10 protein-coding genes and 1 pseudogene are annotated in these 10,657 nt (G+C 71.4%); 10 read left to right on the forward strand and 1 reads right to left on the reverse strand.

Features of this window, described 5'->3' with window-relative positions; translation table 11 throughout:
* The 3 genes from GWK61_RS49070 to GWK61_RS60265 all read left to right on the forward strand — a co-directional run.
* Positions 1-442 (forward strand): hypothetical protein (locus GWK61_RS49070; protein ID WP_194920494.1); only part of this gene is annotated, 442 nt, incomplete at its 5' end.
* A 401-nt stretch (positions 443-843) separates the two neighbouring features.
* Entirely contained in the window at positions 844-1,092 is a 249-nt protein-coding gene (locus GWK61_RS49075) for an RNA polymerase sigma factor sigma-70 region 4 domain-containing protein (protein WP_194920496.1), read from the forward strand.
* Positions 1,092-1,727 (forward strand): Clp protease N-terminal domain-containing protein, encoded by a 636-nt coding sequence (locus tag GWK61_RS60265; RefSeq protein ID WP_194920497.1) that lies wholly within the window; start codon positions 1,092-1,094, stop codon positions 1,725-1,727. Before GWK61_RS49075 ends, GWK61_RS60265 begins: the two co-directional genes overlap by 1 nt.
* A 32-nt stretch (positions 1,728-1,759) precedes the next feature.
* Here GWK61_RS60265 and GWK61_RS49085 read toward each other — a convergent pair whose 3' ends face one another.
* A complete protein-coding gene (locus tag GWK61_RS49085; RefSeq protein WP_194920499.1) occupies positions 1,760-3,133 on the reverse strand; it encodes an aspartate aminotransferase family protein in 1,374 nt (457 codons plus the stop codon).
* Between the two features lie 128 nt (positions 3,134-3,261).
* Between GWK61_RS49085 and GWK61_RS49090 the strand changes: the two genes are divergently transcribed.
* The 7 genes and pseudogenes from GWK61_RS49090 to GWK61_RS49120 form a co-directional block, all read left to right on the forward strand.
* Entirely contained in the window at positions 3,262-3,561 is a 300-nt protein-coding gene (locus tag GWK61_RS49090) for a hypothetical protein (RefSeq protein WP_194920508.1), read from the forward strand.
* Entirely contained in the window at positions 3,558-4,268 is a 711-nt protein-coding gene (locus GWK61_RS49095; RefSeq protein ID WP_194920510.1) for a vWA domain-containing protein, read from the forward strand. Before GWK61_RS49090 ends, GWK61_RS49095 begins: the two co-directional genes overlap by 4 nt.
* Positions 4,265-5,023 carry a protein phosphatase 2C domain-containing protein gene (locus GWK61_RS49100; RefSeq protein ID WP_194920519.1) on the forward strand — a complete coding sequence of 253 codons (759 nt, stop codon included), beginning with the start codon at positions 4,265-4,267 and terminating at the stop codon, positions 5,021-5,023. The genes GWK61_RS49095 and GWK61_RS49100 overlap by 4 nt, the downstream gene beginning before the upstream one ends.
* A gap of 4 nt (positions 5,024-5,027) precedes the next feature.
* Positions 5,028-6,071 carry a protein kinase domain-containing protein gene (locus GWK61_RS49105; protein ID WP_194920522.1) on the forward strand — a complete coding sequence of 348 codons (1,044 nt, stop codon included), beginning with the start codon at positions 5,028-5,030 and terminating at the stop codon, positions 6,069-6,071.
* Positions 6,072-6,193: 122 nt separating this feature from the next.
* On the forward strand, positions 6,194-7,534 hold the full coding sequence (locus tag GWK61_RS49110; RefSeq protein WP_194920524.1) for a hypothetical protein: 1,341 nt from the start codon (positions 6,194-6,196) through the stop codon (positions 7,532-7,534).
* A complete protein-coding gene (locus tag GWK61_RS60270) occupies positions 7,531-9,603 on the forward strand; it encodes an AAA family ATPase (RefSeq protein WP_194920526.1) in 2,073 nt (690 codons plus the stop codon). Before GWK61_RS49110 ends, GWK61_RS60270 begins: the two co-directional genes overlap by 4 nt.
* A pseudogene (locus GWK61_RS49120) lies at positions 9,600-10,657 on the forward strand (hypothetical protein); the annotation flags it as partial. The gene GWK61_RS60270 and the pseudogene GWK61_RS49120, both read left to right, overlap by 4 nt.

Below are 10,657 nucleotides of genomic sequence, written 5' to 3' on the forward strand. Positions count from 1 at the left end.
GAGCTGCACCGCGACCATCAGCGGCACCTACACCTCGCCCCTGGACCCGGGCGGCACCAACGCCCAGCAGGCCGACACCCTCCAGCAGACGGGCAACGTCACCTGCGTCGACGACGCCGGCCAGCCCCTCGTCCGCGGCACGATGACGCGCACCACGATCCTGCCCGCGGCCCAGTGCAGCGGCATCGCCTACAGCGACCCCTCGACGACCACCATCAACTGGACCGACGGCACCACCACCAGCCTCACCCTCGACCAGGCCAACGTGGTCTCGGTCCTCGGCGCCGCCTCCACCACCGGCCTCGGCACGGTGACGACGAACAGCACCAAGTTCGCCGGCGACTCCATCGACGGAGCCGTCATGGGCACCGGCCCCGGCTGCGGCACCCCGGCGGGCCAGACCACGGTGAACTCGACGGTGGTGTTCACGCTCGCGCACTGAGTGCGCTGAGCGCACTGAACGCACTGAACGAGCGCGGCGATCGGCGGGGCTGCCTGGCGGCCCTGCCTGCGGCTGGATCCTCTGTCGATGTGATGGGGGATCCGCCGCCCGCCGCCAACCGACCGGCCACCGCTCGCCAGCCACCAAGCACTGCTCGCCAAGGCCAACCAGCAGGCTGATGCTCGCGAGCTGCCAGCTGCCGAGAGTGCCGCTGGCTGCCGTGCGCCTTCGCCAGCATGTCGCTCGGCCTCTGACCACCAGTGAACCGCCGCCGTATCGCCGAACTTCGCCCCCGCGAACCGTTCTTTCCGTGCTGCTCGCGCCGCAAATGCCTTCGTGCCCCGCCGCCTGTCTGTCAACTCCGGTTGACAACTCGTCATCCGTCAACCTACATTGACGCCATGACCGAAGCAACAGATCTGGCTGCCGCAGCCGGCAGCACCGACCCGGGCGAGGGACTTCGCGCGGTGGCGGCGTTGGGCCGGTTGCTCGAATCGCTGGAGTCGCTCCAGGTGCACCATGCCCGGGCCAAGGGCTGGTCGTGGCAGGAGATCGCCGATGAGCTCGGCGTCAGTAAGCAGGCTGTGCACAAGAAGCATGCGGGGCGGGCGCGGGGTGCGTCCGTGCCGACGTCCGGACGGGAGTTGTGATGTTCGAACGGTTCACGGGTGAGGCGCGGGCGACTGTCGTCGTCGCTCAGGATTCGGCGCGTTTTCTGGGGGATCGCCACATAGGGACCGAGCACGTTTTGCTCGGGCTCGTGCAGAGCGCCACCAGTGTCGCGGGGCGGGTGCTCGCCGGGGTCGGGGTCACGCGGGAGCGCGTGCTCGCCGACATCGAGCGGATCGAGCAGGCGCGGCAGGAGCCGGAGCGCGATCTGGTCGAGAAGGACGCCGCGGCGCTGCGCACCATCGGCATCGACCTCGACGCCGTACGCGCCGCCGTCGAGGAGTCGTTCGGACCCGGCGCGCTGGAAGGTGGTGCCGCGCACCGCGACGGAAGTCTGGGCCCGTGGTGGCGTCGGCGGCACGGCCGGGAACCGCAGACGCGGAACACCGGCTCACCACGCGGCCACATCCCCTTCTCGCCGCGCGCCAAGAAGGTCCTGGAACTCTCGCTCCGCGAAGCCCTCGCCCTGAAGCACGGCTACATCGGAACCGAGCACATCCTGCTGGGCCTGATCCGCGAAGGCCAAGGCCTGGCCGCCCGGATCCTCACCGACGAAGGCGTTCGGCTGGAGCACCTGCGCGAACTCGTTCTAGTGGAGCTCCAGCGAGCGGCGTAACAAGCTACTGAGAAAGCCGCGAACGCGACCCCTCAAGCCGACCGGGCCTGCTTCATCAGGGTCTTCCCGAAGTCCCACATCATCCCCGTCCCCTTGTGCGCGTCCTCCATGACGTCCGCGAAGGCGGCCAGGAACTCCTCGACCTCCCGCTCCCCGATCGTCAGCGGCGGCAGCAGCTTCACCACCTCCAGGTAGTCCCCCGACACCTGCGTCAGAATCCGGTGCCGCCGATACAGCGCCATCACGATCATCTGCGCGAACAACCCCTTGCGCGCCGCCTGCAGCATCGACCACCCGGCCTTCAGCTTCAGCGACGACGCCTTCCCGAACTCGATCCCGATCATCAGCCCGCGCCCCCGGACGTCCGCGAGCATCTCGTATCGTCCGATCATCTCCCGCAGCCCCGTCATGAGCTGGTCCCCGGCCCGCGCGGCGTTCGCCGTCAGCTCCTCGTCCTCCAACACCGACAACGTGGCCAGCCCCGCGGTCATGGCCATCCCCATCGACCCGAACGTGGAATCGTGCACCAGCACCCGGTCCATCGAGGAGTAGACCTTCTGGAAGATCCACTCCTTCCCGAGCGTCGCGCCGACCGGCACGAACCCCCCGGACAGCGTCTTGGCGACCGTCACCAGGTCCGGCTCCAGCCCCTCGCTCTCATACGCGAAGAACGTGCCGGTCCGCCCCAGCCCGGTCTGCACCTCGTCGCAGATCAGCAGCGCCTTGTACTTCCGCACCAGCTCCTGGGCCTGCACCAGATAGCCGGCAGGCGGCAGGAACACCCCCTTGCCCTGGATCGGCTCCACGATGAAGGCCGCGACATCGCCCTTGCGAAGCTCCGCCTCCAACGCCCCCAGATCCCCGAACGCCACCGCGGCCCCGGGCAGCAACGGCCCGAACCCGTCCCGGAACTCCCGGGCCCCGTTCACCGACAACGACCCGGCCGTCAGCCCGTGGAACGCGTGGTCGGCATACAGCACCCGCGCCTTCCCGGTCGCACACCGCGCGAACTTCAGCGCGGTCTCGACCGCCTCCGTCCCGCTGTTGGCGAAGTACGCCCGCTCCATCCCCGGCGCCTTCCCCACCAACTGCTCGGCCAGCAGCCCGGCCGGCAGCGCACAGTCGAACTGCACGAGGTCCGCGAACCCCGTGTCCAGGTACTGATGCAACGCCTGCCGCACCACCGGATGGTCGCGCCCGAGCCCGAACACCCCGAACCCGCTCAGGAAGTCCAGGTACCGCTGCCCGTCGGCACCCACCAGGAAAGCGCCCTCGGCCTGCTCGTAGACGGTGTCGAACCCGATGGTGCGCAGCATCCGGGCCAGCTGGGGGTTGCCGTACTCGGCGTGCAGCCCGTATCCCTCGCCTCGGCGCGCGGCGAGTAGTTCGGCGAGGTCGAATCCCATGTCACGAGTTTCGCGCACGGAAGTCCCTTAGCGGACGTTCAACACGATTTACCCCGAACGCCACCCTGCCGTCGCGAAGAATGAAGATCCTATTCCGAACCCGCCGACGAGGCGGTAGCGTGCGAGTCGTGACACCGGGTCCCTTTCGAAGGAGTCTGCGACGCAGCCGGCGCGGGACCGAGCCCCAGGACGTCTGGGCGTCGGTCGACGGCATGCCGGGCGTCGTGCTCACCGTGCCGTCCCCGGAGATGTTCGTGATGATCGACGGCCTCGCCGTCCGCGCGACACCGCAGACACCGCAGCCCGGCACACTGCTGCCCGGACCCGGCGACACCGTGCAGATCCGCTACGACGCCGGCGCCGGAGTTGACGCCGACCCCGCCGCCGACCCTGCTGACCCCGCCTCCGCCCGCCTGGTGGCCGCATGACCGCCGACCCCTCGACTTTCGCCCGCCACGGCTACCACGAGCGCATCCCCCTGATCCTCGTCCTGGACACCTCCGCCTCGATGGGCCGCCCGGCGAACGCGCCCCGCATCGTCCAGCTCAAGGACGCGCTGTCCCGGCTCCTCGCCGGCCTGCGCGCCGACCCCGCGCACGCGGCGCGCGTCGATGTCGCCTTCGTCCTGTTCGCCTCCAGCATCGAGGAGCCCGGCGGCGGCTTCCACCCGGTCGGCGACGTCGTGGTGCCGCCGCTGACCGCCGGCGGCCACTCGGTCATGCTGCCCGCGATCTGGCGCGCGCTGCGCCTCGGCGAGGACCATCGCAGTGCCCTGGTGAGCGCGAACGTCCTGTGCCGCCACCCGGTCGTCTGCCTGATCACCGACGGCGCGCCCACCGACGGCAACGGCGAGCTCCAGACCGACCGCGACTGCGCCCTGGTCGCGAAGGAGCTCCGCGTGGCCGAGGCGAACGGCAGCCGGTTCGTAGCGGTCGGCGTCGGCGGCGCCGACCTGGACCTGCTCGCGACGCTGGCACCGAAGTCGCACTTCGCGGTCGGCGACTTCGACATCGGACGCGTCGTGGACATCATCACCGCCAGCGTCGAGATGCGCGCCACCGGCGGCAACCCCGACGCCGACTACGGCCTGCTGGAGAAGCTGAAGAAGATCCAGGACCTGGAGAACGGGATGTGAGGCCCTGGGGACCGGTAGCCGGTTGGACCCAGACCGGTACGTCTCACGTGGCGCGCGGCCGACAGGCCCAGGACGCCTTCCTCATACGCCAGGCGCAGGACGGAAACGACGACGCCCCGCTCGTCATCGCCGTAGCCGACGGCGTCGGATCCCGGCACCGCAGCGCCCTCGGCGCGCACCTCGCCGTCGACGTCGCCTGCCGGATCCTGGCCCGCGACGTCCCCGACCCGGGCGCGTCGGCGGCGATCTGGACAGACTGGATACGCGCGGCAGCCACAGCGATCACCGACGAGCTCCGCCGGTGTGTCATGGCCCTGACACCCGACTCCGATCCCGCCGAACTGTCGAGGACCATGGCCGCAGCGGTGCTCCACGGACCGTGGGCAGGTTTCGCCGCCATCGGCGACTGCTTCGGCGCGGTGCAGACCTCCCCGGCCAGTTCTACCCCGCCGACCTGGCACCTGGTTCTGCCGCCGACCGCGTTGACCCGGGCCTTCGCTCTCTGGGATCCCGACCTGACCGCAGTCCTCCTCGCCACCGACGGCTGCATGCCGCTGGCTCTGGAACGCCCCGAGACGCTTGGACTCCCGGCGACCGTCGGTCCGCAACCTGCCCCTGCGTTCTTCGACGAAGTCGCGCGCGGGATCCGCGCCGACAACGGTTCCGCAGCTCTCGCCGACCTGCTCCGCACCGGCGCACCCGGCCGCTCTGCCGACGACATCACCGTTGTCTGTGCCCTCGCTGGTGGGCACTGAATACATGCCGATCGACGTCGTCACCGCGGACGGCCGCGCCCTGACGCTCACCGAGCGCGTCGGCGTCGGCGCGCAGGGCGGCGTCTTCCGGGTCGCCGGATCCCCGTTGCTCGCCAAGCTGATCATCGGCGCCGACGACACCTCGCCGACCGCCCGCAAGCTGGACCGCATGGTCCGCCACAGCCGGGCCCCGCGCACCGTGAAACTCCTCGGCGGAACCCGAGCCGAAACCGGAGCACCACCACGCGCCGCCTGGCCACTCGTCCGTATCGCCACCCGCAACGGCCGCGTCGTCGGCTTCCTCATGATCGACCTGACCGCCTGGTACCGGTCCTTCGACGTCTTCTTCTCCCCGCAGTCCCGCCACGCCGCCTTCCCCGGCATCACCTGGGCGCTCGCCCTCACCGCCGCGCGCGACCTGAGCGCCCTGGTGGCGGACCTGCACGCCGAGAACTACGTCATCGGCGACCTCAAAGCCGGGAACCTGTGGCTGAACCGCGAAGGCGCGGTCGCGATCAGCGACGCCGACTCCTTCCAGTTCACCGACGGCGAAGCGTTCTTCGCCTGCCGCGTGCGCTCCGACGGCTACATCGCCCCCGAGCTGACCGCCTCGCCCGACCGCCTGCCGGACGAGCACACCGACACCTTCGCCCTCGGCGTCCTGGTGCACCAGCTGCTGATGTGCGGCGCGCACCCGTTCGCCGGCGTCGGCCCGGACGGCGACTACCGGGGCCTGGACGACAACGCCGCGCGCCGCCGCTCCCGCCTGCTCGATCCGGCCTCGGTACGCGTCGCGCCGGGTACCCCTCCGCTGTCCGCGCTGCCCCGACCGGTCCGCGACCTCCTGAAACGGTGCTTCGACCCCGGCAGCGGCGGCCCGCGATCACGCCCGGCGGCCCGGGAATGGTTTGACACCCTGTCCGACTGCGCCGCACCACGCGTGCTTAAGCAGTGCTCTGTCATCGCCACCCATTGCTATCCGTCAGATATCCCTTGGTGCCCTTGGTGCGATGTGCGCAAGATCGGTGTGGACTGCTTTCCGCAGTGAACCGCGCTCTGATCACGCGGAACGTTCACGAGGGGAATCAGAACGCAGATAAGATCTCGGCGCGACGACGTCAGTCGATGGGGAGGGGGCGGATCGTGAGCGGATCCCCGAAATACAGTGTCGTGACATACAACCCGCGCGCGATCGAGCGGGCGGCGCAGGCGCGTGCCCGCCGGGAGCAGGCGCGCCGAGATCAGGAGCGGCGCCGGCAGGAGCGTGAGCGGGAGCGTGTCGAGCAGCTGACCGCCGCGGCGCGGCAGTCGGCCCACGCCGCGCTCTCGCCGTGCCGGGAGTTGGCCGGCGAGCTGCGTACGAACGTGAGCGCCGGCTTCGAGAGCAACCTGCGGGTGTTGGAGGAGCGGATCAGCACCCTGACGGGGCGCATCGCCGCCGCCACGCTGGCCGAGCAGAACGACATCGTCCAGAAGGCCGGGCAGGTGCGGCGGGAGCTGTCCGATCTGCGGGTGCAAATGGCGGTGGCCGAAGGCGTCGCGAAGCGGACGGAAGTGGTCGGCACGTTGCGCGCGGCCCTGAACGCCGCCGAGCTGAACCATGACGCCGACGCCGCCATGCAGATCAGCCGCGCGCGCGAAGAACTCGACCGGCTCCAGGGCACGGTCGCCGGGGCCGACGGCTTCGCCTTCGACGTCCGGCGCGGCACGGCCGAGGCCGCCGTGAACCGCGCGCTGCTGGCCGCCGCCGAAGCGGCCGAGCGCGAGCGGACCGAGAAGCGCGAGCGCGGCGAGGCCCAGGCCCGCCTGGCCGCCATGACCGAGCGTGTCGAGACCGCGGTGTCCGACGCCGTCGGCTTCGCCGCGGACGACATCGGCGAACCGCTGCACGCGGCGCTCACGGCGGTCGACCAGGCGCTGCTCAGCGGTCCGGCATCGCGGGCCGCGGCGCTGCTGGACGACCTCGAGCGCCGGACCGCCGAGACCGAGGCGCGGCTGGACGAGTTGGCAGTGGCCGCGGAGCAGCGGGTGGCGCTGGCCGACGTCCTCAAGGGCGCGATGGCGAGCCAGGGCCTGCTGTATCTCGGCGGCCAGGACCACGGCAGCAGCCTGACGATGAACTTCCAGCGCTCGAACGGCGCGGTGTACTGGACCCACATCGAGGACAGCGGCCCCGGGGGCGGCGGCGCCGTCCTGACCTACCGCATCGCCGGCGAGCCCGACGTCGCGGAGGAGTCCGAGATCACCGTGGCCGCCGACCGGGTCTGCGACGCCACCGCCGCCCTGCTGGACCGGGTGCACGGGAGCCTGAGCGAGGACTACCGCGCCGGTCAGCTGTTCTGGTCGGGGCAGCCCAAGCAGCCGGGCCCTGATTCGATCGAGCAGGACTTGCCGGTCTCCGAAGTGGTGGTCGAGAACCAGGAGACGGGGAAGTCGGCGAAAAAGCCTGCCAAGAAGCAGGCCAATCCTCCCCAGCAGGCCAAGCAGCGTGAGCGGGGGCCTGACCGGTGACTGACCAGAGCGCCGACATACGGCCCGGCTCGCCTGCCTCGGCCGGCGCCGTCGCCGCCAAGTCCACCGGAGAACTGCCGCTGTGGGTTGTGGTGCTGGGCTGGGAGCTGCGCCGCGGCCGTCAGGTGATCCTGCACGGCGAGGTCAACGACCGGTACTGGATCTGGCAACGGCCCGCCAGCTTCCGGGACGTGCTGTCCGAGTACTTGGAGGTCACCGGCGCCGAGGTCGTCGTCTGGTGGGATCCGCTCGACGGGATGACGTTCCCGCGCCCCGGACACCACGAGCGCTTCGCGGAGCTGCTGCTCAACCTCGGCCGTGCCGACGTGGGTGCGGTCGGTGAACCGCCTGTCGAGGACGAGCACCAGAGCGACCAGAACCAGAACCCACAGAACCCTTACCAACAGGACCCTGACACCGAACAAGCCGCACGCCCCGGCTCCCGCCGAGCCGCCTCGGAACGCGCGGGCCGCCGGGTGCTCGCCCCGCGCGGGTCGCGGGCGGCGCTGCCCACAGACATCAACGAAGCGCTCGACCTCGCACGGCGCGTCGTGGCCAGCCCGCTGGCGGCCACCGCGTTCGTCTTCCAGGACCTCGACGCCGCGCTGCCGACCGGCGATCCGACCAGCGCGGAGGGCTATCTGCGGCTGCGTGCGGCGATGGCCGGCGCCGTGGCCCCGCTCCAGGCGGCGGGCAAGGAGCCGTTCCGGCGCAACGCCGTGCTCGCCGTGACCGGGAACCTGGCGCGGCTGCCGGACTGGCTGAACACCGAGGACCCGCGCGTCGTCCCGCTCCGCGTCAACCGGCCGGACCAGGACGAGCGGCGGTGGTGGCTGGGCCAGCTGCGGCCCGGGCTGCACGGCGTCGATGCCGGCACCGACCTCGAACCGCTGGTCCGCGCCACCGACGGCCTGGCCGGCTGGGAGCTCGACGCCCTGGTCCGCACCTCGATGCTGCGCGGCATCCCGGCCGACCATCCGGCCAAACTCCTGAACGAGCTGCGGTTCAACGTCCGGACCAACCCCTGGGAGAGGCTGGACCGCACCGTCATCGCCGACAGCGCGGCAGCGCTCGGCACGAAGGTCATCGGCCAGCAGGCGGCCGTCACGGCCGTCGCGGACGCGTTGAACACCGCCTACGCGGGGGTCGAGTTCGGCAGCTCCGGCACGGCCCGGCCGCGCGGCGTGTTCTTCTTCGTCGGGCCGACCGGTGTCGGCAAGACCGAGCTGGCCAAGGCCGTCACCTGGCTGCTGTTCGGCGACGAGGCGGCGTTCGCGCGCTTCGACATGAGCGAGTACCGCGAGGAGCACGCGGCGGAGCGGCTGGCCGGTGCGCCGCCCGGATACGTCGGCTACGAGCAGGGCGGCGAGCTGACCCGGCGGGTCCAGGAGCGGCCTTTCAGCGTCCTGCTCTTCGACGAGATCGAGAAGGCGCATCCGGTCGTCCTCGACAAGTTCCTGCAGATCATCGAAGACGGCCGGCTCACCGACGGCCGCGGCCAGACCGCCTACTTCTCCCAGACGCTGGTCATCTTCACCTCCAACACCGGCGCCGACGCGATGTGGGACCTGGTCCGGGGCGCGGCCGACGACCTGCCGTACGAGCGGATCCAGGAACACTTCATGCGCGAGGTGGAGGCCGCGTTCCAGGCCATGCACCGGCCGGAGATCTTCGGCCGGCTCAAGCCCGGCGTCGTGGTCTTCGACCTGCTGCGCTCGCAGTACGTCACCGGCATCGCCAACCGGCTGCTGGACCAGCTGGCCGAGTCGGCGCTGGAGGACCGCAAGATCGTGCTCGACCTCGATCGGCCGGGGCTGTGCGCGTGGATTCTGGCCCGGATGCAGCTGCCGGAGAACGCCCGGTACGGCGGCCGGCAGATCCGCAACGAGCTGGAGGGTCTGCGCGTCGCGCTCGCGGGGTACGTCGTCGAGACGAACCCGGCCGAGGGGAGCCGATTGCGGGTTGGCGTCAGTGCGGACGGCGTGTTCGACATCGCCGGCGCGGATCCGATCGGCACCCCGACCATGAATGGCACTGCGGACTGGAACCCTGACGGGAGAGGCGTATGACGGTGTTCGGCATCGACCTCGGACGGAGCCAGGCGTGCATCGCCTGGCTCCCGGCCGGAGCCGGCGCGGCGGGCTCGGCGGCGATCCCGCCGGCGGTCCGCTTCGCCGGCCCGGACGAGGTCCTGGTCGGAGAACCCGCGCTGGCCGCGCCGCCGGGCGGATCAGGACCCTTCATCCCGTCGGTGTCCGACCTGCTGGCCCGGTCCGCAGACGTCCTCGACGCCGACGTCCAGGCCTTCGAACGCACGTATTCGCCGGAGTGGGTGGCGGCCCGGGTGCTGTCCGAGCTCGCCGACCGGGCCCGGGCCGCGACCGGCGGCACGGTGCGCGACGTGGCCCTGGCCACGCCGGTCGAGCTCGGCGTGGCGCCGATCGCCGCGCAGCGCCGCGCCGCCGACGAGGCCGGGCTGGCGGTCCGGGGCACCGTGCTCGCGCCGATCGCTGTCTGCATGCACTATGAAGCGATCGGCGAAGGCATCGCCCAGAACCTCGTGGTCTGCATCGTCGACGCGGCGGGGCCGCAGATCTGCGCGTTGCGGGTCCGCGAGTACCTGGTGGACGTCGTCCGCGTGCCCCAGAACGCCGCGAGCTTGATCGACGCGGTCCGTACGGCGGGTGCGGCCGTCGGCGGGGCGGTCCTGGACGACCTGGACGCCGTCCTGCTCGCCGGAGCCGGCGCGACACCCGACCTCGCGGCGCAGCTCCATGAGGCGCTGGGGATCCCGGTCCGCTGCGACGAGCCCGCAGCGGCGGTTGCAGCCGGCGCGGCGCGTTCCGCGGACTTCGGCTTCCTGCGGGTCAACACCTCCGGAGCGCCTTCGTCGGCGAGCCCGGGACCCGGCCCAGGCCCGATCCCAGGCCCGATCTCCAGTCCGAGGCAGTCGCCGTTCGCCACCACTCCCGAGCGCGAAGATCCCGAACCCGCGCCGCGCCAGCCACAGCCGAGCCCGACGGCCGAAGAGCGCATCAGGCCCCAGACTCAGCCACCTCACACTCCGCCGAACCAGGGCCGCCCTGCGAATACCGCCACCGCCACCGACCCCGGCCCAAGCAC

The organism is Catenulispora rubra, assembly GCF_015356825.1.
In the GTDB taxonomy this organism is placed as follows: domain Bacteria; phylum Actinomycetota; class Actinomycetes; order Streptomycetales; family Catenulisporaceae; genus Catenulispora; species Catenulispora rubra.

Excerpts from the sequence above, each read along its gene's own strand:
- GWK61_RS49075 (WP_194920496.1), top strand. The coding sequence starts at position 844 with ATGACCGAAGCAACAGATCTGGCTGCCGCAGCCGGCAGCACCGACCCG.
- GWK61_RS60265 (WP_194920497.1), top strand. The coding sequence starts at position 1,092 with ATGTTCGAACGGTTCACGGGTGAGGCGCGGGCGACTGTCGTCGTCGCT.
- GWK61_RS49085 (WP_194920499.1), bottom strand. The coding sequence starts at position 3,133 with ATGGGATTCGACCTCGCCGAACTACTCGCCGCGCGCCGAGGCGAGGGA.
- GWK61_RS49095 (WP_194920510.1), top strand. The coding sequence starts at position 3,558 with ATGACCGCCGACCCCTCGACTTTCGCCCGCCACGGCTACCACGAGCGC.
- GWK61_RS49105 (WP_194920522.1), top strand. The coding sequence starts at position 5,028 with ATGCCGATCGACGTCGTCACCGCGGACGGCCGCGCCCTGACGCTCACC.